This window comes from Chryseobacterium rhizoplanae (assembly GCF_900182655.1).
Taxonomy (GTDB): domain Bacteria; phylum Bacteroidota; class Bacteroidia; order Flavobacteriales; family Weeksellaceae; genus Chryseobacterium; species Chryseobacterium rhizoplanae.
The window spans coordinates 25929-50158 of record NZ_FXTC01000009.1; the positions used below are offsets into that span (position 1 = coordinate 25929).

A 24230-nucleotide genomic window follows, 5' to 3' on the forward strand; every position below is an offset into this window, starting at 1 on the left:
TTTAAGGTTAATGAGAGTTTAGTTTATGTTTATACCAAAATTATACAGGAGTGAAGATTACCATTTGATGAGGGAGATCATCAAAGAAAATTCTTTTGCTTTACTGATTTCTTCTGTTGACAAAATCCGGGCAACCCATGCTATGATGATGTTAAATGAAGATGATCCTGAAAATGCTTATATTGAAACTCATATTTCGAGAGCTAATCCACAAGCGAAAACCTTGAAAAACGGAGATGAAGTTCTTTGTGATTTTTTAGGAGCTCACACTTATATTTCCAGCAGCTGGTATGATCATATTAATGTTTCTACCTGGAATTATGAAGCAGTGCAGATTTACGGAAAAATTGAACTGATGAATGATGACGAGCTTTACGCTCATTTGGACAAATTAACGTCCAAATATGAAAAATTTCAGCAATGTCCGATGATGGTGAAGGATATGGGAAAAGAGTTTGTGGAAAAGGAAATGAAAGGTGCTTTTGGCATTAAAATAATTCCTGACGAAATATTTATCAAGCAAAAACTTTCCCAGAACAGAAAAGAAGCTGATTATGATAATATTATCACTCATCTTGAGGGTTCTGATGATAACGCAAGAAAGATTGCGGAGAAAATGAAAGCAATAAAAAAATAATCAAAATATACATATGAAGTTATATCCAATACAATGTGGAAAATTTAAACTGGACGGCGGTGCTATGTTCGGAGTCGTCCCGAAGAGTCTGTGGGAAAAGACAAACCCGGCAGACGAAAAAAACTTAATCGAACTGGGAACACGTTCCCTGCTTATTGAAGACGGAAAAAAACTAATCCTGGTAGACTGCGGTCTCGGTAACAAACAGGATGATAAATTTTTCGGGCACTATTCTCTTTGGGGAGATGATACTCTTGATAAAAATCTAAAGAAATACGGTTTTATAAAGGAAGATATTACAGATGTATTCCTTACCCACCTTCACTTCGACCACTGTGGTGGTGCAATAGAGTGGAATGATGACAGAACCGGATACAGACCGGCTTTCAAAAATGCCAACTTCTGGACTAATGAAAATCACTGGCAATGGGCAACAGAACCTAATGCAAGAGAAAAAGCAAGCTTCCTGAAGGAAAATATTATGCCGATACAGGAAAGCGGCCAGCTTAATTTTTTACCGCTTCCTACTACCGGAAATTACGGTTTTGCTCCGGATCTGAAGATGGATGTCATCTTTGTAGACGGACATACGGAAAAGCAGATGCTTCCTGTAATTCAGTATCAGGAAAAAACAGTTGTTTTTGCGGCAGATCTTATTCCAACAGCAGGACATATCAACCAGGTATATGTAATGGGCTATGATACCAGACCTCTTTTAACATTGGAAGAGAAAGGTAAATTCCTAAAGCAGTGTGTAGATAACGAATATCTATTATTCTTTGAACATGATGCTCATAATGAGCTGGCAAGTCTTAAAATGACCGACAAGGGAGTAAGACTTGATGAGACTTTCACCTTTAATGATGTTTTTGGATATTAATTTTAAATCATGGAAGAACTACATTCAGAAACACAACAGGCGGAACCGGAACCAGCACCTAAGATCATAGGTTTAACAGGCGGAATCGGTTCTGGAAAAACTACAGTAGCACACTTTATAGAGGAATTCGGCTTTCCGGTTTATTATTCCGATGACAGGGCAAAAGCAATTGTCAATGAGAGTGAAGATCTGAAAATAAAGATCAAGGAACTTCTTGGTGAAGACTCTTATGATGAGCAAGGATTATATGACAGAAAATTTGTTGCCAGTAAAGTTTTTAATAATAATGATCTGCTTCAGCAATTGAATGAAATTATACACCCGGCTGTACGAATTGATTTTGAAAACTGGGTAAAGAAGCAAAGTAAATATTTGGTCTTCAAAGAAACTGCATTATTGTTTGAACTAAAACTGAACAGGCAATGTTATAAATCTCTTTTGGTAACGGCTGAGGATAATATCAGAGCTAAAAGAGTAATGGACAGAGATAACAAAACATACCGTGAGGTAGAGGCTGTCATGGAAAAGCAGATGCCTGAAAGGGATAAAATTAAAATGGCAGATTGTATTATCTACAACAATACCAATCTGGAAGAATTAAAAGAACAGACTGAAAAAGTAATTTTCAGTATTGAATAAATAAGAACTCGTTAGGAACTTTTCTAACGAGTTTTTTTATGCAAACAAAATTTCTTAGGAATTATTTCCATTAAGATGTTTTTATAAAAAATAAGCCCCCATTTCTGGAGGCTTATTCTATTTGAAATTTAGCTTATTTATTCTTTGATAAATTTCTTCTGAACAGTTTTACCGTTATCATCGATATCAATTACATAAACACCGTTAATCAATCTGCTTACGTTGATTTGGTTGTTTAGTAAGATACCATCTCCGATTACCTGTCCGGCAGCATTGTAGATCTTATATTTAGCTCTCTTGCTGATATTTTTCACAAACAATATTGAGCTTACCGGGTTAGGATAAATCATAATACTTGTCTGATCAATTGGATTAGCAACAATCGGTTTAGAGATTCTTACTGTGTAATCCTCTACTTCTCCGTCTTTGAAGCTTGCACAGTTTACAGGAATACCATCTCTTGACATTGCTACTCTCATTACAACATATTTGTAATCTGTCATACTTACAAACGCATCTGCCGGTACATTGAATTTACCTGAGATAGGACTGTCTGTATTTGGTGGAGAGCTTAACACTCTTTCATTGATGTCAAATTCACCATTTCTGTTGAAGTCGATCCAAACCGCGATTCCTTCGTTATAAGTATTTCCAGTCCATTTTTTCTCAATGATGATCTCATTGTCTGTTGACCCCTGGATCATTTCGATGAATGTTTTAGGAACTCCTGTATAATCTGTATACGTTGATGCTCCTGATTCATTCTCCATTGTTTTCTTACCGGTAGGCTTCACAGTAACTTTAGAAATATGCTCACCTACAGAACTTCCTGAATGCATCTGACAGTAAATTACTGTAGGAGTTGTGAAGTAATATGGAGGAGTATAATTTCCTGGTGTACCGTTACAGATATTGACAACCTGCATTTCATATTTTGTTAATTCTGTAAGACCTGTTAATACAAGGTTGTTAACTAATGATGGCACTTCTGTCCAGCTTGGAATACCTACTTTTCTATATCTAAGAACATATGTTGCTCCCGGGAAAGGATCCCACTGGATTGCTGCCGATGTAGGAAGCAATTGAGTGATTGTTAATCCCGGAGGCGGAATTTCACAGATTCTTTCTGTTGTAAATACTTTAGGGTTAGAATATGGATTCAGAGTTGTTTCACCGTTACACATATTAGCAATCTGTACTTCGTAAGTAGTGAATGGCTCTAATGGAGTTACACTTCCTAAAACATAAGTATTTGCAGGAGCAGCCGGTAAACTGATAATATTCCATGTAGTAGTACCTACTTTTCTCCATCTCATTGTATACGTAGAGCTTGCTGCAAGTGGAGCCCAAGTAATCAATGCTGTTGTTGGAGTAATGTTAGTTACCGTCACATTCGGAGGAGTAGGATCACATCTTGTTGTGAACGTCTTGATTGGAGTAGCTGTACCAACAACATCTCCACAAATTGCTGCAACTTCAACTTCGTAAGTAGTAGCAGGAGTTAACCCACTAATTAACAATGGAAGGTTTCCTAATTGTGTGGAAGCATATACTGATGTCCATGCTGTTGTTCCCTGAGCTCTGTATCTTACTACATAACTTACTCCTGCTCCTGTAATTGTAACAGTAGCTGTTGTATGAGTAGTAGTAAATGTAGGTGAGTTTGGAGTTGCATTGCTACAAGGTCTGATTCTTACTCTGTAGTCTTCCACTTCTCCATCTACAGCATTCTGACACATTACAGGAGCACTTGTACGTTTTAGTACAACTCTCATTGTAGTCGTCAGTGGACCTGTATAAGATGTTGAAGGAACGGTAAACGTAGCAGTAACAGGAGTAGTTGTATTAGCCGGAGAAATTAAAATTCTCTCAGCATCTGTAAACAGTCCGTCTCTGTCAAAATCAATCCATGCTGTTACAGCATCGTTTCCTGTTGCTCCAGTCCAACCTTTAGCTACAGAGATTTTATTATTTTGAGAGTTAACATCTAAAGTAATAAGAGTCTCAGGTGTTGTGTAGCTTGTATAATTAGTCTGTACTGAAGTATTGTTCATTGGAGGAACTCCAAGGTTCGAAGAGGTAACTGTTACATTCGAAATATGGTCATTCGTTCCGGTACCTGTCATCTGGCAGTAAGACAACGGTGGAGTTGTAAACGTAACTGATGATGAGTAAGCTCCTGTAGAACCTCCACATGTTGTAGAAACCTGAACTTCATAATTCGTCTGCTCACTAAGACCAGTAATTCCATAGAAGTTTTGACCCGCTGGCACAGTAGCCGTCTGCCAAACACCTCCAGGAGTAGTTCTCCATCTGATATTATAAGTAGCTCCTACAGTTGCAACCCATGATACTGTTGCAGTAGTTGCACCAATATTGTTTACTGTAATATTCGTTGGAGGAGCTGTTGAACATGGTTGAGAATCTACAAATTTCACTGCATAATCTTCTACTTCTCCCTGACTAAATGTTCCACAAGGGGTAGCATTATCAAAATATCTCATTACAACACGCATACGGGTAGGAAGATTTCCTGTATATACATTTCCACTCGCTACTGTAGGTACAGCAAAAGTTGCCGTTACCGGAGTAGTAGTATTATAAGTTGTATTGAGAATTCTCTCACTTGTTTCAAATGTTCCGTTTCTGTTAAAGTCAACCCAAGCTGAAACTCCATAAGATGTAGGAGAACCCGGCCAGTATTTATTCACAGAAATTTTATTATTTGCAGAACCTCTTTCAAAAATAATAACTCTTGTAGGGTCTGGTGTATAATCTTTATAGTTATCTGATCCTGAATTACTCACCATAATAGGAGTATTCGTAGGAGTAACAGTTACATTGTTAATATATCCACTAGTAGCAGTGTTACTTGTAGGACCTGCTGTACAATAAGTAAGTGCTGGAGTAGTAAAGTTTACACTCGGAGAGAATGCACCTGTAGTACCTCCACAGATAGTAGCTACCTGAACTTCATATGCTGTTTGTTCTAACAGGCCTGTAAGCATTTGGTTACTCACCAAAGGTGTATTTACAGGAATCTGCTGCCATGCACCGGAAGGAGAAACTCTGTATCTTACGATATAAGTAGCACCTGTAGTTGATGTCCAAGTAACGTTAGCTGAAGAAGGTGTTACATTGTTTACCTGAATATCAGAAGGTGGAGCTGTAGTACATGCTGATAAATCGATAAGTTTAACGGCATAATCTTCAGTCTCACCATAAGAATATGTTCCACAAGCATTAATAGGACTATACTCATTCATTACAACACGCATTCTGGTAGTAAGGTTTCCGGTATATGCACCCCCTGCTGCATTTGGTATATTGAATGTGGCTGTAACCGGCGTTGTTGTATTACTTGGAGAAGTCAATACTCTTTCAGATGCTTCAAAAACACCATTACGGTTAAAGTCAATCCAAACTCCTGTTAAGAAGCTATATTGATAACCCGGCCATGTTTTTGCTACAGAAACAGTAGCAGTACCACCTCTTACCAAAGTAACTAATCTTGTAGGATCTGTACTGTAATCTGTATAACCACTTTGATTAGAATTACTTGTCATTGAAGGAGCTCCTTGCGCATTAACTGAAACCTGGCTTATATATCCATCAATAAAAGTACTTGTAGCAGCTGAATTACAATAACTAAGTGCCGGAGTTGTAAAGTTTACGCTGGAAGAAAATGCTCCCTGAGTCCCCCCACATATAGTAGCTACCTGAACTTCATACTGGGTTTGTTCTGTTAATCCGGTAATGATCTGATTTCCTACCATAGGTGTTGTTACGTTAATTGTCACCCAAGGTCCTCCTGCTACAGGTCTGTATCGTACAACGTACGTAGCTCCTGCGGAAAGGTACCAGCCTACATTAGCTGTAGCTGTTGTCAGGTTTGAAACTGTAATATTGGTAGGAGGAGCTGTTGAACAAGCTGGCAGCGGATGGCTTTCCAACTGTATTCTAGGGATATCTGCAAGCCTGTCTTTTGCAGCAGGAGGTGCTGCAGGATCTGGGTTTGTAGAATCTTCATAATAGATCATCCCTCTGTTTGCTCCTGCATTATAAGATCCCCAAGCTGTACCTGGCGAAGACGAATAACCTGGAGTTTTTTCATTTACAGCAATCACAAGATTGTCTGTTCCGTTCCACAAAAACGGAGTAGCCAATTGAAGAGTTACCCAGTTCCCATTTGTTAGGTTAGGTAAAGTTCCGGCGAAAACCTGGGTTAAAGAATTTAATGGAACCCAGCTTGTAGTGGTTGCAAAGTTATTCTGGGTTGTGTTTCCCATATATACCACCCAGTCCTTATATACATCCTGAGATGTTGAAACTGTGGTGGAATAAAACTTTACAGCCGTGATATAGTTCGACGTACCTATGGCAGTCGTAAGCTCCGCAGCAGTATAAATCTGCTGGGAATAACTATACCCATAATAGGAACGTATGGGGAGATACACTGAGGTACCCGTTCCTGTCCCGATCTGTCCTGCCTGAGCCGAGACTTTGGATACAAAGCCTGTACAAATCAAACAGAGAAACAGAATTAAAGAGGTAAAGAATTTCTTCATAATGTTTTCATTATAATATTAATCATACAAATCTAATCATTTTTTGTTATTAATTTATAGGTGCATTTAGGTTTTTTTTGTAAAAACATAATAATATATCCACTTATGCTTTAAATAAAGAAATCCCCGGGACAGCCCGGGGATTTACTAATATTTAAAGGTTATCTTTATTTTTTGATGAATTTAGATTTGAATTGCTCAATTCCTTTATCATCTATTGTAATTATATAACCACCTTTAACTAAAGCTGAAACATTCACTTTTCCATTATTGATATTTCCTCTATCTACTAATTGTCCAGCAGCACTATAGATTTTATAAGTAGCTTTATCTGAAACTTTAGTAACATTTAGAACATCACTTACCGGGTTTGGATAAATCTGAATACCATTATTTTTAACAGCAGTTTCAGAAGTAGCAAGGGTTCCAGTAATAACTACGTTGTAATCTTCAACTTCACCATCAAAAAGTTCTCCACAAACATAATCTGAAGGTAATGATAAACCAATGTTACCTCCTCCAGTTCCAGCACCTACATAGAATGCTACAACTCTCATTCTTAATGGCTGTCCTTCTACTGCATTCGCTGGAATTGTAACGTTTCCGCTTACTACAGTTGATGGCTGCGTTAATGTTACAGGATAATTCAATACTCTTTCTGAATCACTGAAAACTCCATCCTTATTAAAGTCTATAAATGCAGCTACCGTATCATAATCAGCACTACCGGAGTTCCCTACGGTAACAGACATAGGGTAAACATTCCCTTTTGTTAGGTTAATCTGAAGTGCTGTATTTGTTGTATAGTTTGTATATGTACTATTTACAGAAGTGTTATTTACATTCGCAAGTGTCACATTGGCAATATACTCATAGTCTGAACTTGTTGAAGCAGCAGCACAGTAAGCAAGTGCAGGTGTACTGAAGTTTACGGATGCAGAATATGTTCCTACTGTAGTACCACAAACTAAAGCTACCTGAACTTCATACGTTGTACCATCAATTAAGTTACTTAAGTTGATTGAAGGAACTGCTGTATCAGCTTCAGTCCATACAGTTGTACCTACTTTTCTGTAACGTACTTTATAAGTTGCACCAGTATAAGACATCCAGGATACACTCCCTGAAGACACTGTAATGTTGCTTACAACAACATTAGTTGGAGCAGCACTGCTACAAGCAGATAGAGGTGCAATACTTACAGGTCCTACCGCATAGAAAACATTTCCTATTGAAGAAACTCTTACTTTAATTGTCTGACCGTTCAATGAAGAAGGGAAAGTGAAGTTTTCAGATCCGTCATTAGGTGTTGATGCTGATAATACCGTCCAGGTTGTTCCGTTATCTGTAGTGTAATCAATTTTTACATTAGCAACATTATAGGGAGCTGCATTGGTATTGGCAACAATCCATTGAACTGGAGTTGGAGTATTCACATCGGCATATTGGTTAGCTAATCTGAAAGGGCCATTATCTCCTACAACAATAGTCTGAACTTTAAAAGCAGATTGCTGTTGAGCTACATTGGAATTATTATCTCTTACCGTTAATGCAAAATTTGTAGTTCTTGCCGTAGTAGATACTGCCTCCCAAGTATTGTTTGCATTATTTAATACTCCGTTCATTACAGACGTAAATTTCGGGAAATATCTTGTTGGGCTTGCGTTTGGAGCAGCAGATCTGAATGAAGCTCCTGATGTTGTGTTTCCTAAGTTATATTTATCAATAGAAACTAAGGCATCATCTACCTCTTCCCAAGAATAAGTCATTGGGTCATTTTCAGGATCTGTAGCACTACCCGTCAAGGCAAAAGCAGTCCCTTTTGGTATAGTATATGTTGGCAGATCAGCAATTACCGGTGGGTTATTGGTAATTGTAGTTTCTACGTCACAAGTTTTTGCAATTAAGTTCGCTTGTACCTGACCGATACTTGCTTTATGGAAATAAGGATCAGAATTAGCCTGAACATCTGTATCAGGACCAGTAATACCGGCATATCCCATAATAGTAGTTCCAGAACCAGGTTCCATATTTACTCCACTTCCTTCAAGATTATGAGAGAAAGTATGATTAGCTCCTAACTGGTGACCCATCTCATGGGCTACATAGTCGATATCAAAACTATCTCCTGATGGAATTCCATTCGCTGGAGAAGTAAATCCTGAACCTTTTCCTTTAGGAACTGTAGTGGTAGGATTGATACATACACATCCGATACATCCTGCATTTCCTCCACCTCCTGATTTACCGAACAAGTGTCCGATATCATAGTTGGCATTTCCTACATTAGCTGTCAAAGCTGTTTGTAACTGTGTGTTCCAAGCTCCACCTGCTCCCGTTGCAGCAGCAGAATATGGATCTGTAGCCGGATCAATATAAATTACAGCTGGAAAATTCTGCAAATTCAAATGCAATGCAAAATCTTTCTCAAAAACTCCGTTTACTCTTGTTAAAGTATTATTGATTGCAACAAGTGCCGGAGCTCTTTTCTGATCATCCGTAGCTGTAGCAGGTACACCAGCAAGTCCCATAAAGTATTGCGTATACTCACCGGTAACAGACATAGCCAATCTCATTGTTCTGTATTTCTTATCAGAACTCTTGTTGAAAGTTGTAGTCTGATTTGAGAATGATTGCCCGTTTTTTAATAATTCATCTATTTCCTTTTTAGCAACAGGAGATTCTTCTGTAGAACATAAGAATCCATTTTTATCCTTTTTAGTTTTAGGATGAACGGCATACACTGTTTTATCTGCAGAAGCCGGGTCAATAAATTCATATTTATCTCCATGGATGATCATCGACTGAAAATCATTAGGAGCAATACTGAATCTTAAATACTTGGTAGGGTCTTCTACACTTGTTCCAACATAAGATCCTAATTCATACTTGTCCGCCAGTTCCTTTACAACTACTGGAAAACTGTATACATTAAATCTTTCAATCTTCCCGCTCATAGTGGGAAGAGAAATTACTACAGGAGTGGCATTTGTACCCATTTCCTGTGCATTCTTCAGCTGAGATCTCAGTAAGTTCAGGTCTAATTTATAGTACCCGTTACCTCTTACATTGGATTGATCTACTCTAAATCCTGTACTTCTTTTGTTATCGTCTCCTTTTTTAAAGGAAGTTGGCGTCCATTGACCGAACACGGCTCCTCCTATAAAAGTAAACATTAAAGCAGTAAATACTCTTTTCATAAATTAAAACACAATTATAATTTCCGCCAAATATAGCTATTTTATAAATCTTATGGATAAAATAAGTTAATATTTTTCAACATAATACATTCATCATCCATATCTATTAAAAAAAATACAAACTTTAGACTCAACTAAAGTTTGTATTTTATATATTTTAAATGCTAAGAAATACTATTTCTAAAACTTATAGGCAATATTCCATGCAAATCCCATATTAAATTTTGAAGAACTTCTTCCGAAGCCCGGAACAATCATTGGAGAAATATCATCCTGCTTGGAAGTATACACCATATATCTTGGCTGAAGATTCACATCGATATAGAAATTGGAATTAAATAATTGCACCCTGCCCCCTAGTGTTCCTTCCAGCCAAAAAGATGACTGTGATGAAGAAGGAAAGGCTTCAGAAGAATTGCTTCCTCCAAATCCACGAACAGGAATTGCCATATATTCCTGATTATAAAATGATCCGGCAGCTTTTCCCCCGGCATAAAATCCGTTGAATTCATTCTCTGCATCTTTTGCCAGCATATAGAATGCGCCCAACTTCACGAAAGGACCGCTTGCTTTTGCATCATAACCATTCTTCTGGTACACATTCTTTTCAAAACCTGCTTCAGCAATAGCATGGAGATTTCCTTTTATCTTTGACGAAATAAATCCCTGATACAGTTTTCTGTCAGAAAAGAATCCGGCTCCGGTATTCAATACATCAAGGCCAACCATAAAATTGGGTTCATATTTCTCCTGAACCTTCTTTTCTTCTTCCTTTTTTTTGTCCTGTGCCCAGCTTATTACTCCAAATAAACTAAAAAGAAAGGTAAAGATTAGTCTTGTCTTCATTCTCTATTTGATTTTGCCCGATTTCCACCTTTTGAACAGGATTCGGTGTTACTAATTCTGAACTTAAATTCTCGTAAGATTTTTTGATTCCGCATCCGGGAGAAACATACGTTGATCTTGTACTGTAATTAATCCTTACTTTAGATTCCGCCCCCTTAGATGTAAGTTTAAAATAAACGTCAGTATAAGGTGAGTTGTCTACCCGTAGAGGAATTAATCTGGAATCAATTTTTGCAACTTTCCCCAGATCTACTTTTCCGGCTCCGTAATCTACCGCTACATAGAGTGTATCAAGTGTCGTCTCTTTTCCGGTAGAAAGTGATCTGAAAGCTACCTTCATTCTGGGAGTTCCTTCTCCGCTTTCACAAATATCATCATCTCCCCCGCAGGAAAAAAGCATCCCTAAAAAGCAGATCGCTATGAGAAATTTAAAGTATTTCATATTAAGATTTGAAATTCAAATTTAAATAAATTATTTTTTAATCAACAGCGCGATGTTCTCAACATGGTGTGTTTGCGGGAACATATCTACCGGTAAAATCTTCACTAAAGTATAATGCTCTTTCATCAAAGCAAGGTCTCTTGCCTGTGTTGCTGAGTTACAACTTACATAAACTACTTTTTCAGGTGAAAGTTTTAAGATCTGTTCTACAACCTTCTGGTGCATTCCGTCTCTTGGTGGGTCTGTAATCAAAACATCTGCTTTTGGATGATTTTCTAAAAACTCGTCATTAAAGACATTTTTCATATCTCCACAATAGAAAGTTGTATTCGTTAAACCATTCAATTCAGCATGTTCTATAGCTGCGTCTATGGCTTCCTGCACAGATTCTATTCCGATTACCTGCTTTGCATTTCTCGCTACATACTGTGCAATTGTTCCTGTTCCTGTATAAAGGTCATACACTACTTCATCCCCTTTCAGATCAGCAAATTCTAATGTTTTTCTGTATAACTCTAATGCTTGTTTGTAGTTGGTCTGGAAGAATGATTTTGGTCCGATTTTAAATTTCAATCCATCCATTTCTTCCATCAGATAACCTTCTCCAAAATATACGTTGATATTTAAATCATAGATAGAATCATTCTGCTTAGGATTAATAGCATATACCAATGTTTTAATCTGAGGGAATTTTTCTAATAAGAATTCAAAAAGTTTCTCTCTGTTTTCTTTTTCTTCTCTGTAAAGCTGGAAAAGAACCATCCATTCTCCTCTGGAGTTTTGTCTCATCATTAAGGTTCTTAAAAAACCTTCCTGGTTTCTTACATCAAAGAAATCCAACCCGGTATTTACTCCATATTCTTTTACAGCGAGTCTGATTGCATTGGAAGGATCTTCCTGAAGGAAACATTCTTTCAAATCAAGAATTTTGCTCCACATTCCAGGAATATGAAATCCTAAAGCATCCTTACTTCCGAAGTTCTCTTCTGAGCTGATTTCATATTGAGTAAGCCATCTCGCATTGGAGAAAGAAAACTCCATTTTATTTCTATAAAAATACTGTTCTTCAGCACCCAGAATTGGCATTGTCTCAAAGTCATCAATTCCGCCGATTCTTTTAATATTATTATATACTTCTTCCTGTTTAAAATCAAGCTGTTTTTCATAGCTCATGTTCTGCCACTTGCAACCTCCACAAGTCCCGAAATGAATACATTTAGGATCAACTCTGTAAGGTGATTTTTCAAGTACTTCAACTGCTTCCCCTTCATAATATTTTGACTTTGCCTTTTTCACTCTTACATTGACAATATCACCGGGAATGGCGCCTGTTACCATCACAGCCTTTCCTTCTTCTGTCTTTCCTATTGCAACGCCTTTTGCTCCGGCAGTCAATAGCTTTATATTTTCAAGAATCAGATCTCTTTTTTTCTTCCTACTCATTCTAAAATTTTCTATTTTCCTAATTGAAACTATACGTTTCAGTTTGCAAAAATACAATAAAAAAAACCTTATCCGAAGATAAGGTTTCTATACTGTGTTAAAGTTTATTATTTTGTTGGAGCCGGCTGTGGATTTGCTGGCTGTTGAGCTGCAGAAGGATCAAGCTGTAATTGTGGCTGCATCTGCATATTTGGTTCTGCCTTTGGAGCTGAAAGACCAGTCTGCTTATCCAGAATAGTTACCAATTCCTGCTCACCAAGATTTACAAATGATCTGCTGGCAATTTTACCATCTTTATCAATGATCACAAAGCAAGGTAATTTGAATCCGTATACTCCATATTTCTTGGCAATATCAGAGTTCAGACCTCCTTCTCCATACACATTTACTCCCTGAACTCCTTTTAAAAGAGAATTACTGGTTTTAATAAACTGATCGTTTGTATCATCTACGTTTACGAATACAAAATTCATTTTAGATTTATAGAAGTTTACCACTTCTTTTAATACAGGTACCGTAGCTTCACTGATATAAGGGTTCCATGAAGCATAGAAAAATAACATATAAGGTTTTCCTTTGTTTTCAGAAAGTTTATAAGCTTTTCCATCTTGTTTTGCTAAAGCTGCGTCCGGAGCGGCATCTCCTATTTTAAGTCCTGTAATAGCTACCTGCATTTTTAACAGGTCACTTTTAATGGTAGCATCTTTAATATCTGAATCAATGATCTTTTTGATTTTGTCAATGTTTGCAGCCGGAGTTGTAGGATGAATATCCGCCTGAGCCATTACAAATGCCAAAAGGTAGTCTTTTGCAGTCTGAGATAAATCTTTCTTCGTTTTTAGGTACTGAGCAAACATCTCAGAAGTTGTAATTCCTGTTTTTCCTTTGCTGTTTGCTTCTGCATACTTCTGGAAATCAGGCGTCATTTTTACAAGAAGATATTGTCTGTAAAGAGGGATTGTTTTCACCATCACATCTTTATCTGTTTCCAGCTGAGTTTCGTAATCCTTTAATGCTTTAGAAGCTTTGTAAGATGGATTTCCGGACATTGGCCCGTGAGACATTTCGTAGTTGGCAAGCAAATTAAGAATGGTAACTTTTACGTCATTTTTCTTCCAATCCAAAAGTGCTTTACTAGGATTGTTTTTCTTAGCAAGATCATCTACATTTTTATTAATATCCGCTTCAATTTTATGCATCCCTTTCAAGAATGCAGCTTCATCTCCACCCATCAAAGCACCTATATTAACTTTAGTACCGTACTCAGCTAAGAACTTTTGACTTGCTGTAAGAAAATCATTATTCTTCTTGGCATCTCCGGTAACCACAAATTCATTTGGGAAAGTAGCTCCGTTTCCTGAAATATTCACTTTTTGTCCTCCTTCAAGATAGATTAGGCTTTGTCTGCCCGCATAGTTGATGACGTACATACCGTCCTTAGGAGCATCAAAACTTCCTGAAAAGTTTCCGTCTTTATCTAAACCAATATTAATCAAAGGCAGGGTTCCTACTCCTGAAGCTTCCACAAATTCGATTCTTTCTAGCGGTGAGCTTCCAGTAATTTTTCCTTTTACTTCTACTTTTTTTGAACAAGACATCACAAAAGCTGTGATGATAAACAATAAAAGATATTTTTTCATTTCAATTTTTAATATTACACAAAAATACGCTTTTTAGGGCTTGCTAATTCACACTAATTATTTTTTTTGAAAATTTTATTCCTGCTGTTCAAAAGGGACATTTCTGGTTATTTTATCCATCTCTTTTGGAATAGCAAACTGTATTTGAAAGTTAAAAAAAAGATTCAAATACCCTCCAAATATATACTTATTAAATAAAGAATGACTAAAATCCATCAATAAGTTAACAAACTTTAACAGGGTAATGCTATTCATAAAAAAATCGCCTCCAAAAATGAAGGCGATTTTTATGTATTTGAATCAATTCTATCCTTGATCTACAAGAGCAGCCATGTATTCTCTGTTCATTCTTGCGATGTTTTCAAGAGAAATACCTTTAGGACATTCTACTTCACATGCGCCGGTGTTTGAACAGTTACCGAATCCTTCTTCGTCCATAGCTTTCACCATGTTCAGAACTCTTCTCTTAGCTTCTACTCTACCTTGAGGAAGTAATGCATACTGAGAAACTTTCGCTCCTACAAACAGCATAGCAGATCCGTTTTTACATGTCGCCACACAAGCTCCACATCCAATACAAGCAGCGGCATCCATTGCTCTGTCTGCATCTTCTTTCGGAACCGGAATTGCGTTAGCATCCAATGTATTTCCAGAAGTATTCACAGAAATGAAACCTCCTGCTGCCATTACTCTGTCAAATGCGCTTCTGTCTACCATCAAGTCTTTGATAACAGGGAAAGCGGCACTTCTCCAAGGTTCAATAACGATAGTCTCTCCATCTTTGAACATTCTCATGTGAAGCTGGCAGGTAGTGATACCTGTATCCGGCCCGTGAGCTCTACCATTGATGTAAAGGGAACACATTCCGCAGATTCCTTCACGACAGTCGTGGTCAAAAGCGATAGGTTCTTTTCCTTCGTTAATTAAATTTTCGTTCAGGATATCCAGCATCTCCAAAAATGAAGAATCTGTAGATACATCTGATATTTTGTAGGTCTCAAACTGACCTTTAGTTTTACTATTTTTTTGTCTCCAAATTTTCAGCGTAAGATGTAAGCCTTTTTTTGCACTCATAATGTTATATTTTAGGTTGGAGATTATTTATAACTTCTAGTTTTAACCTCGATGTTGTCATATATCAGCTCTTCTTTATGCAACACTTCAGCGTTGATATCGTTACCCTGATATTCCCAAGCTCCGACGTATTTGTAGTTTACGTCATCTCTTTCCGCTTCTCCGTCCGGAGTTGAATGGTCTTCACGGAAATGTCCACCACAAGATTCGTTTCTGTGCAGTGCATCGATAGCCATTAATTGTCCAAGTTCAAGGAAGTCTGCTACTCTGAATGCTTTTTCAAGCTCAGTGTTCATCCCTTCTCCTTCTCCCGGTACTTTTACATTTTTCCAGAAATCGTTTCTTACTTCTTCAATTTCCTTAATTGCTTCTCTCAGTCCTTCTGGAGTTCTTCCCATTCCTACTTTATTCCACATGATGTTTCCTAATTGCTTATGGAAGTGGTCTACAGAATGAGTTCCTTTATTGTTTAAGAAGAAATCAATTTTTTCTTTAATTCCTTTTTCAGCCTCGTCAAACGCTCCTGTATTGGTAGGAATAGTTCCTGTTCTGATGTCTGCAGAAAGGTAATCTGCAATCGTGTAAGGAAGCACGAAATATCCGTCAGCTAACCCCTGCATCAATGCAGAAGCACCAAGTCTGTTGGCACCGTGATCTGAGAAGTTAGCCTCACCAATTACGAAACATCCAGGGATTGTAGACTGAAGGTTATAATCAACCCATACACCACCCATTGTGTAGTGAACTGCAGGATAGATTTTCATTGGAGTTTTATAAGGATCATCAGCTGTAATTTTTTCGTACATGACGAATAAGTTACCATATTTCTCCTCTACCCAGCTCTTACCTAAATCATAGATCTGCTGATCTGTTGGATTATGAATATGTTTTTCGATAGCGGATTCTTTACCTTTTTTCATGATCTCTGTAGAGAAATCCAGGTAAACCCCTTCCTGAGTATCATTATTTTCGATTCCGAATCCAGCGTCACATCTTTCCTTAGCTGCTCTTGAAGCAACGTCTCTAGGTACAAGGTTACCGAACGCAGGGTATCTTCTTTCTAAATAGTAATCTCTATCTTCTTCTTTAATATTTTCAGGTCTTAATTTCCCTTCTCTGATTGCTACTGAATCTTCAATCTTTTTAGGAACCCAGATTCTTCCGGAATTTCTTAATGATTCAGACATCAAAGTCAGTTTAGACTGCTGTGTCCCGTGAACAGGAATACAAGTAGGGTGAATCTGTACGTAGCAAGGGTTTGCAAAGTAAGCTCCTTTCTTGTGAATTTTCCACGCTGCAGAAACGTTTGATCCCATTGCATTGGTAGAAAGGAAATATACGTTTCCGTATCCTCCTGATGCAATTACTACCGCGTGAGCAGAATGTCTCTCGATCTCACCTGTTACGAGGTTTCTTGCGATAATTCCTCTTGCTTTCCCGTCAACAATTACAAGATCAAGCATTTCATGACGGTTGTACATTTTGATTCTTCCTTTACCGATCTGACGGCTCATTGCAGAATATGCTCCTAATAATAACTGCTGTCCTGTTTGCCCTTTTGCGTAGAAAGTTCTTTTTACCTGAACCCCACCAAATGAACGGTTATCTAACTGACCGCCGTAATCTCTCCCGAAAGGCACCCCCTGGGAAACACACTGGTCAATAATATTTGCAGAAACTTCAGCTAATCTGTAAACGTTGGCCTCTCTTGCTCTATAGTCACCACCTTTAATGGTATCATAGAATAATCTGTAAGTAGAGTCACCGTCTCCCTGGTAATTCTTAGCTGCATTAATTCCCCCCTGAGCGGCAATAGAGTGCGCTCTTCTTGGAGAATCCTGATAGCAGAATGCTTTTACATTGTATCCCTGCTCAGCTAATGTAGCTGCAGCAGAACCTCCTGCCAAACCTGTACCTACAACAATAATATCAATCTTATCTCTGTTGTTTGGTGCAACAAGGTTCATATGGTCTTTATGATTTTTCCACTTGTCTTTAAGAGGACCCGCTGGAATTCTTGAATCTAATTTACTCATACTAGTATATTGATATTATTGAGTTATAAAATGAAAAACTGCAACGATGATAAATCCTGCAGGAATAAGGATTGAATACCATTTCCCGAAAGCTTTGATCACCGGTGTATATTTTGGATGTCTTGCTCCGATAGACTGGAATGAAGACTGGAATCCGTGAGCCAGGTGTAATCCTAATAAAACAAAAGAGATTACATACAAAGCCACTCTCCAAAGATCAGCAAACTTCTCATGAAGTTCCGGCCAGAAACGTTCTGCATCCGGGGTTAATCCTTCTACATACTTGTAATTGATTTCATGCAACCAGAAATCATATAAGTGAAGCGCTAAGAAAGCTAAAATAACAGCTCCTGAAATAATCATATTTCTGGACATCCATGAGGAATTCACTGCTGCATTGTTTGCTGCATACTTTACCGGACGCGCTTTATTATTCTTGATCTCAAGCACAAATCCCATAATGAAATGGAAAATTACTGCAAAACCAAGAATAGGCTGCATTAAGAACTGCACAAAAGGATTATAGCCCATGAAGTCTGATGCAGTATTGAATGCATCCTTGTTCAGAACTGATAACAAATTGGTCGTCAAATGCAGTATAAGAAAAATCAGCAAAAATAGAGCTGATAATGCCATAGCATATTTTCTACCTATCGTAGAACTCGTTAAACCTGCCATATAAGTTTAAATTTGAATTTCTACAAAATTAAGAAAGTTTAACAATATCGAAAAGTGAGAAATCTCACAAATAGACAGTTTGTAATCTTTCTAAATAAGAATTCTATACATTATAAATACAGGAAAACACATAAATTACAACCGTTATTTCAAATCATAAATCCTATTCCTGAAAGCTACTTTTTGAACTGAACTTGAAAAGGTTTTAAGCTCAAAATCATGTATTCTCCGTGAAGAGCAGTAAGGCTTTACAACAAATTGTAAAACCTTATCTTTATTTTCCATATTTGAAATCCAGAAACAGGCCTTATCTCCGCTTTTTATTGAAATAAAATTGTTTTTGCCGAATGTATGAATCAGCACCTCTTCTTTTTGATTTTCAACGATATTACTCCCCGTTCTTATGATCAGAAATGCAATGACAGCCATCAACAATACTGAAGAGTTTCTAGCATTGAAATTTAAGACAGCTGACCTTAATAAATAAACAATTACAAACAATGAAAGCACCTCTAATCCGTTCATTGGAATATTTTCAAAAAACAACACCTCAACCTCAGCAAACCAATGGATCATTTTCAACAAAACCTGAATAATAAAATCATATATCACATTCATCAATTCAAAGTCAATCCCAAAAGAAATTAGGGCAGTCATCAAAAATGAAAAAACGATGATCATTTCTGAAAAAGGAACTATGACAATATTTGCAATGATTGAAATGAGTGAAAACTGATGAAAATAATACAATACCAAAGGAAGTGTGGCTAATTGAGCTGATAAAGATATCGTAATGGTATTGAACAGGAGTTTTTTAAGATAATTATCCTGTTTTGGAAAATACATCAGGAGAGGCTGATTCAGCCAAAAAATCCCCAAAACAGCAAGAAAACTAAGCTGAAATCCTACATCAAAAAACTGCTGTGTATCTCCAATCAAAATAAAAAAAGCAGATAAAGACAATGAGTGAAGCAGGTCAGGTTTCCGCTGAAGCAATACAAAAATAAAATAAACACTCAGCATGATACAGGACCGCAGCACAGAATTTCCAAATCCAATAAAAACAGCAAACAGCCAAATAAAAAACAAGCTTAGAATGACTGCATATTTTCTGAATTTCAAAGGAATAAAACGAATCAGCAAAAAGTAAAACATCCCGAAAATAACAACAATATGAGTTCCGGAAATAGCGAGAAAGTGAACCATTCCGGATTTATTAAAGTCCTGCACAGTGCCTGCATCAATCTCTGTACGATCCGCCAGAATAATTCCTTTTAAAAATTCTTTGGTCTTCCCTGACATTCTGGTTTTATCGATATTTTTGAGAACCCTAAATCTATATTGGTGTAACTTATCTGTTGGCGTTAAGTCATCCCGTTCTGTAGATTGAATTTCTTTTGAAACATAAGCCTGATATTCAATATGTTTTCGCTTCAGATACTTTTTATATTCAAACTGAAAATCATACTGAGGCGCTTTAGGTTGTGTTATATAAGCATCAGCCCTGTAGTAGTGAACAAAATCCAGCTCTTTACTATCCTTGGGAACATAAAAAACTGAATTAAAGTTTATATTTCCAACCTGTCCTGTTCCTTCATATTTCTTATATTTCTCAGTGGTATTTAATTTTTGAGAGATTGTAAAAATAACCGTTTCTTTTTTATTTACAAATAAAGAAGCATCTGAAAAAGTATTGTGAAAATGAAGAATAATTCCTGCTCCAAAAAACAGAAACCCCAGCAAAAAAGTTTTGATTTTATGTAAGAAATAAGAATGCAAACATATTGCAGCCAGTATAATCAGACATATTACAATAACCAGATAAAATGTAGTACCTGCTAATGCCATTTTCTCCTGAAAAAGAATTCCAAGAATAAAACAGATCACCAGAATAAGTAGAGGCTGGTTGTGCAATTTCAATTAATTATCCCTGTAAAATAGATAATTAATCAATGAAGTATTATCTCATGAATAACTAAATAAGTGCTTTGCGACCTATCAAAGGTATCAACAGAACACTTGATTTTTTACTATGAAATTAAAGTTTGAAAGTATGTTATCTCTTTTTCAGAAATTTATCCGTTAAACGCTTCGTTTCTTTGATATAAAATAATGGATCTTTCCCATAATCTTCATATTTGAAATCTCCCCCTTTTTTAGGAATAGCAGGTTCTATCTGTGTTCCTTCATGCCATTCATTGAATGATGTGATTCCGATGAAGTCCGGATTTACTTTCATGGCAGCATCAAACATATTTTCATAATACTTTCCATGGTTTCTGCTTTTGAAGTTAGCTTCATTCCATGGACGTATTTTGGTATCTGAATAACCGGGCCCCACACAAGGAATAAAAATCATATGGTGATCTTTAGCATAGCTGGCCATAAAATCCCAGTTAGCAGTTGTACTTCCATATACAAATCCTTCGCTGGCAAAATAGGTGTAGAAACCATCAAAGCCGGATGAATCAAAAAATTTCGCATCATCTTTCTCTACCCATAATCCAATGTAAAATGCATCCAGTTCTGTATTTCTAACCGTTTTCCCTCCGTCTTTGGCTAACATTTTAGCCCACTCTTCTTTAGGAATTTTATAACTGTCGTAAACATAAAACAATGGCTTTCCTTCTTTTTTATAGAAAGCATGATGACCAGAATATGTTTTTACGAGATAAGAAAGCTGTTCTTTTAATTCTGAAGTATTTTTATAAAACGGCTCAATGTGAAATGCAATTTTTAAATCAAAATGATCGGCAATATCAAGGTATTTGATAAGACTTTTATCCGTGAATGAATCTTTCCCCAGCCAACTCACAACTACCACTCCCACTCCGGATTCTTTGATCATTTTCATATGTTTTTCAATGATCTTTGGGTCGTTGGAACTATAGTTTCCAAGCGCAGGATAAAAATTTGCTCCAATATCATCTCCACCTTTGTGATGTCCCAGATTGTTCCACTTCGGATTGCTCCAGTGAGGAAGGATTTCATGGTTCCAATGCTGATAACTTCCGTCCGTTTCAGGATTTCCATACCATCCATAATAGAATATCTGAACTTTATCTCTTGAGTCGCTCTGCTGAGCAGCACCTTTCGAGAAAAACAATGTAAACACTAATAATAATAGAAAACGGTTACAATAATTCATAGTTAAAAAGTAGATTAAAGTCTCAATACCCTTGATAAATTATACTTTCAATATTACCTCAGCAGCATGATCACTGGCACCTTTTCCACCAAGCTTTTCTCTCAAAAGTTCGTAATCATTCAGAACCTGTGTTCTTTTTTCACCGGATATAATTTTATTGAGTTCTTCTACCAGATTTTTGGTATTCAAATCATTTTGAATAAGTTCTTTCACCACCTCTCTGTCCATGATAAGATTAACCAGAGAAATATAATTGATGTTTTTCACTAATCTTTTCGCAATGGCATAAGAAATTTTACTTCCACGATAACAAACCACTTCAGGAATATTCAACAGTGCTGTTTCCAGGGTAGCTGTTCCGGAAGTCACAAGAGCGGCTTTGGAACACCTCAGCAGATCATAGGTTTTATTGGATACAAAATGGACGTTCTCATCCACATATTTCTGATAAAATTCTTTAGGAAGGCTCGGTGCTCCGGCAATTACAAACTGATAGTTTTTAAAATGCGGTCTTACGGAAAGCATTATTTCAAGCATCTTTTCCACTTCCTGCTCTCTGGAACCCGGCAAAAGCGCAATGATTTCTTTTTCGTTCAGCCCATTATCTGATTTGAATTTTTCAATATTGATTTCCTGCAGATCCGAAATAGCATCCAGCAAAGGATGTCCTACAAAATGGGAATGAACTCCATGTTTTCTGTAAAAATCTTCTTCAAAAGGAAGAATCACCATCATTTCATCCACATACTTTTTGATAATTTCTACACGCCCTTCCTTCCATGCCCAAAGCTGCGGCGAAATATAATAAACGACTTTGATTCCAAGCTCTTTGGCAAATCTGGCAATTCTCAGATTGAAACCAGGATAATCTACTAAAATCAAAACATCAGGCCTGTTCTTTTGGATATCCTCTTTACAGAATTTAATATTATTCAGAATGGTTCTGAGATTCATCACCACTTCCAGAAACCCCATAAAAGCAAGATCACGGTAATGTTTCACCATCGTCCCGCCCTGAGCTTTCATCAGATCACCACCCCAAAACCTGAACTCCGCATTCGGATCCTTTTGTTTTAAGGCTTTCATCAAATTGCTCCCGTGTAAATCACCGGAAGCTTCTCCTGCAATAATATAATACTTCATTTCTATAGTAAGGATAGAGAACAAATTAAAATAGATATAATCTTAATTCGTAAATTTGTTCAAAGATAATGATAAAAAATGTCAGAAGAATTTGAAATCCGTAATAAAGTTGCTGAAAGCGGCCTTATCAATTTTGACCTTGCCACTTTACTTCCAAAAGGAGAAAGAAAAGGTATTGACCTTAAAGATTTCCTTTTTCAGGAAATGATCCTGAAAGAAAAAGATTTTCGTGAAAAGGTAGAGGCTATAGATACAGAACTCTATAAAGACTCATATATATATATTTACAATTCCGTAGATACAATTATCCCACTTTGGGCTTATTTTGTATTGACCGCAAAACTTACGGATGCTGCAAAAAAAATAGTCTTCGGAAGCCGTGAGGATCTTGATGTTATTTTAATGCACAATGCTATCCAGACTCATGATTTTGAGGAAATGAGAGGCAAAAGAGTTCTGGTAAAAGGCTGTTCGGATAAAGATATTCCTGAAAATGCATATATAGAACTGGTAGAACAGTTAAAACCCATTGTAAAATCTCTGATGTTCGGAGAAGCATGTTCTAATGTGCCGATCATAAAGAACTAATATGAACAAATATTTATCAGCCTTATTTTTGTTTATTATTTTTCTTGGTATCTACTATTTCGGAAGTTTTTCAAAAATTCCTTTTGCAGACTGTGTAGGATTTGTGCTTGATGCAGAAAAAGGAATATGGGCAACAAATGCTACAGCAACGAGTCACTTTTTATATATTAATACCGTTATTTTTATTAAAAACCTGACAGGGATGAATGCCATTGAGGCAAGCCGGTTTTTGGTTGTTTCGTCAGGTGCTGCAACAGTTTCTATTATTTATCTCACGGTAAAAAACATTTCAAAGACGGAATGGGCCTCCCTTACGGCTGCTTTTGTTTTTGGCTTCAGTTTTTCGTTTTGGAGAAATGCAGAAATAGTAGAAGTATATACTTATAACTCACTGTGGGTAAGTCTTTTTTTCTTTTCGGTTATAAAAAGTTTTGTTGAAAATAAAAGAATTTATATCCTGTTAAGCAGCCTGTTTTTAGGGATCAGCTTATGGGTTCATATTCAAAACATACTGCTAATACCTTCTTTATTAGTCTTCTTATTTTATTTCAGAAATGAAAAGAAATATGCAGCGACTTCATTATTGATTTTTGCAGCATTCTTTAGCTTTTTATTTATTCTGAATATTTCCCAGGGGCTCCCCTTCAAATCACCTTATAGCTCTGATCAGGGAACGTGGGTGGAAGATTCTTTGAAAAAAAGTACAATTCAGTATGTGAAAGATTTTTTCCAATCTTTGGTATATCTTATTTATAATTTCAATGTATTTACGTTCTTCGGAGTCGCAGGCATTCTGCTTTTGTATAAAACTAACCAAAAAATGTTTTTTGTCTTTACTGTTGGTGCAGTATGTGTATATGGATTTTCTACGTTTTATGCGGTATCCGATAATTATGTCTTCTTTTTACCCTTCAATATTATTTTTGCTTTATCAATAGGCTACGGTCTTTCTTCTGCGAAGTATGCCTATTTAAGAAATTTCTCATGGACGTGCCTGCTGATTCCTGTAGGCTATCTTGTCTTCTATAAAGTTGCACTATTAACAGAGAAAGGAAAAGAATTTCATGCATTTAAGGAGTACAAAGGCGGTCTGGATTATTATGCTCTTCCATGGATGAATAATAACATTGGTATTTTGGAGTTCACCATTGATAAAAAGCAGGCACCAGAACCTATCGACTGGATGACCATAAGCGCTGTAGAATATATCAAGGTGCTAAAAAGCAAAGGTTATACAGAAGAACAGATCAGAAAACTTTAACAATAAT

Annotated in this window: 17 protein-coding genes; 5 read left to right on the forward strand and 12 right to left on the reverse strand. The window is 36.7% G+C overall.

Features of this window, described 5'->3' with window-relative positions; translation table 11 throughout:
• The first annotated feature begins 25 nt into the window (after window positions 1-25).
• The 3 genes from FN817_RS17785 to coaE are packed head-to-tail and all read left to right on the forward strand — an operon-like array spanning window position 26 to window position 2156.
• Window positions 26-637: an FMN-binding negative transcriptional regulator gene (locus tag FN817_RS17785; protein WP_142719110.1), complete on the forward strand. Its 612-nt coding sequence runs from the start codon at window positions 26-28 to the stop codon at window positions 635-637.
• Window positions 638-650: 13 nt separating this feature from the next.
• Window positions 651-1517, forward strand: coding sequence for an MBL fold metallo-hydrolase (locus tag FN817_RS17790; RefSeq protein WP_142719111.1), 867 nt, complete (start codon window positions 651-653; stop codon window positions 1515-1517).
• 9 nt (window positions 1518-1526) lie between these two features.
• Window positions 1527-2156 (forward strand): dephospho-CoA kinase, encoded by a 630-nt coding sequence (coaE, locus tag FN817_RS17795; RefSeq protein ID WP_142719112.1) that lies wholly within the window; start codon window positions 1527-1529, stop codon window positions 2154-2156.
• A 137-nt stretch (window positions 2157-2293) separates the two neighbouring features.
• Here coaE and FN817_RS17800 read toward each other — a convergent pair whose 3' ends face one another.
• From FN817_RS17800 to lpxB, 12 genes are all read right to left on the reverse strand, one after another.
• The gene (locus FN817_RS17800) at window positions 2294-6724 is read right to left on the reverse strand and encodes a GEVED domain-containing protein (protein WP_142719113.1); all 4431 of its coding nucleotides are present in this window, start codon (window positions 6722-6724) and stop codon (window positions 2294-2296) included.
• 167 nt (window positions 6725-6891) lie between these two features.
• Window positions 6892-9924 (reverse strand): reprolysin-like metallopeptidase, encoded by a 3033-nt coding sequence (locus tag FN817_RS17805; protein WP_142719114.1) that lies wholly within the window; start codon window positions 9922-9924, stop codon window positions 6892-6894.
• 180 nt (window positions 9925-10104) lie between these two features.
• Complete coding sequence (locus FN817_RS17810) at window positions 10105-10770, reverse strand: DUF6048 family protein (protein WP_142719115.1); 666 nt, start codon at window positions 10768-10770, stop codon at window positions 10105-10107.
• Window positions 10736-11212 (reverse strand): DUF6452 family protein, encoded by a 477-nt coding sequence (locus tag FN817_RS17815; protein ID WP_142719116.1) that lies wholly within the window; start codon window positions 11210-11212, stop codon window positions 10736-10738. Before FN817_RS17815 ends, FN817_RS17810 begins: the two co-directional genes overlap by 35 nt.
• A 30-nt stretch (window positions 11213-11242) precedes the next feature.
• Window positions 11243-12655, reverse strand: a complete 1413-nt coding sequence (gene rlmD / locus FN817_RS17820) for a 23S rRNA (uracil(1939)-C(5))-methyltransferase RlmD (RefSeq protein WP_142719117.1) — start codon at window positions 12653-12655, stop codon at window positions 11243-11245.
• Window positions 12656-12762: 107 nt separating this feature from the next.
• Window positions 12763-14295, reverse strand: coding sequence for a TlpA family protein disulfide reductase (locus tag FN817_RS17825; protein WP_142719118.1), 1533 nt, complete (start codon window positions 14293-14295; stop codon window positions 12763-12765).
• Window positions 14296-14601: 306 nt separating this feature from the next.
• Entirely contained in the window at window positions 14602-15369 is a 768-nt protein-coding gene (locus tag FN817_RS17830; protein ID WP_002976316.1) for a succinate dehydrogenase/fumarate reductase iron-sulfur subunit, read from the reverse strand.
• Between the two features lie 23 nt (window positions 15370-15392).
• Window positions 15393-17405 carry a fumarate reductase/succinate dehydrogenase flavoprotein subunit gene (locus tag FN817_RS17835; RefSeq protein WP_142719119.1) on the reverse strand — a complete coding sequence of 671 codons (2013 nt, stop codon included), beginning with the start codon at window positions 17403-17405 and terminating at the stop codon, window positions 15393-15395.
• Between the two features lie 15 nt (window positions 17406-17420).
• Entirely contained in the window at window positions 17421-18083 is a 663-nt protein-coding gene (locus FN817_RS17840; RefSeq protein ID WP_047425117.1) for a succinate dehydrogenase cytochrome b subunit, read from the reverse strand.
• Window positions 18084-18227: 144 nt separating this feature from the next.
• Window positions 18228-19997 (reverse strand): ComEC/Rec2 family competence protein, encoded by a 1770-nt coding sequence (locus FN817_RS17845; protein ID WP_228451595.1) that lies wholly within the window; start codon window positions 19995-19997, stop codon window positions 18228-18230.
• 142 nt (window positions 19998-20139) lie between these two features.
• Window positions 20140-21231, reverse strand: coding sequence for a glycoside hydrolase family 99 protein (locus tag FN817_RS17850; protein WP_142719121.1), 1092 nt, complete (start codon window positions 21229-21231; stop codon window positions 20140-20142).
• Window positions 21232-21270: 39 nt separating this feature from the next.
• Window positions 21271-22374, reverse strand: coding sequence for a lipid-A-disaccharide synthase (gene lpxB, locus FN817_RS17855; RefSeq protein ID WP_142719122.1), 1104 nt, complete (start codon window positions 22372-22374; stop codon window positions 21271-21273).
• 78 nt (window positions 22375-22452) lie between these two features.
• Between lpxB and FN817_RS17860 the strand changes: the two genes are divergently transcribed.
• Window positions 22453-22962, forward strand: coding sequence for a DUF2480 family protein (locus tag FN817_RS17860; RefSeq protein ID WP_142719123.1), 510 nt, complete (start codon window positions 22453-22455; stop codon window positions 22960-22962).
• Between the two features lies 1 nt (window position 22963).
• Window positions 22964-24223, forward strand: a complete 1260-nt coding sequence (locus tag FN817_RS17865; RefSeq protein WP_142719124.1) for a protein O-mannosyl-transferase family — start codon at window positions 22964-22966, stop codon at window positions 24221-24223.
• Window positions 24224-24230 lie beyond the last annotated feature (7 nt).

Excerpts from the sequence above, each read along its gene's own strand:
- coaE (WP_142719112.1), top strand. The coding sequence starts at position 1,527 with ATGGAAGAACTACATTCAGAAACACAACAGGCGGAACCGGAACCAGCA.
- FN817_RS17835 (WP_142719119.1), bottom strand. The coding sequence starts at position 17,405 with ATGAGTAAATTAGATTCAAGAATTCCAGCGGGTCCTCTTAAAGACAAG.
- FN817_RS17865 (WP_142719124.1), top strand. The coding sequence starts at position 22,964 with ATGAACAAATATTTATCAGCCTTATTTTTGTTTATTATTTTTCTTGGT.
- FN817_RS17785 (WP_142719110.1), top strand. The coding sequence starts at position 26 with ATGTTTATACCAAAATTATACAGGAGTGAAGATTACCATTTGATGAGG.
- FN817_RS17860 (WP_142719123.1), top strand. The coding sequence starts at position 22,453 with ATGTCAGAAGAATTTGAAATCCGTAATAAAGTTGCTGAAAGCGGCCTT.
- FN817_RS17830 (WP_002976316.1), bottom strand. The coding sequence starts at position 15,369 with ATGAGTGCAAAAAAAGGCTTACATCTTACGCTGAAAATTTGGAGACAA.
- FN817_RS17790 (WP_142719111.1), top strand. The coding sequence starts at position 651 with ATGAAGTTATATCCAATACAATGTGGAAAATTTAAACTGGACGGCGGT.
- FN817_RS17840 (WP_047425117.1), bottom strand. The coding sequence starts at position 18,083 with ATGGCAGGTTTAACGAGTTCTACGATAGGTAGAAAATATGCTATGGCA.
- FN817_RS17825 (WP_142719118.1), bottom strand. The coding sequence starts at position 14,295 with ATGAAAAAATATCTTTTATTGTTTATCATCACAGCTTTTGTGATGTCT.
- FN817_RS17805 (WP_142719114.1), bottom strand. The coding sequence starts at position 9,924 with ATGAAAAGAGTATTTACTGCTTTAATGTTTACTTTTATAGGAGGAGCC.
- rlmD (WP_142719117.1), bottom strand. The coding sequence starts at position 12,655 with ATGAGTAGGAAGAAAAAAAGAGATCTGATTCTTGAAAATATAAAGCTA.
- FN817_RS17815 (WP_142719116.1), bottom strand. The coding sequence starts at position 11,212 with ATGAAATACTTTAAATTTCTCATAGCGATCTGCTTTTTAGGGATGCTT.
- lpxB (WP_142719122.1), bottom strand. The coding sequence starts at position 22,374 with ATGAAGTATTATATTATTGCAGGAGAAGCTTCCGGTGATTTACACGGG.
- FN817_RS17800 (WP_142719113.1), bottom strand. The coding sequence starts at position 6,724 with ATGAAGAAATTCTTTACCTCTTTAATTCTGTTTCTCTGTTTGATTTGT.
- FN817_RS17810 (WP_142719115.1), bottom strand. The coding sequence starts at position 10,770 with ATGAAGACAAGACTAATCTTTACCTTTCTTTTTAGTTTATTTGGAGTA.
- FN817_RS17850 (WP_142719121.1), bottom strand. The coding sequence starts at position 21,231 with ATGAATTATTGTAACCGTTTTCTATTATTATTAGTGTTTACATTGTTT.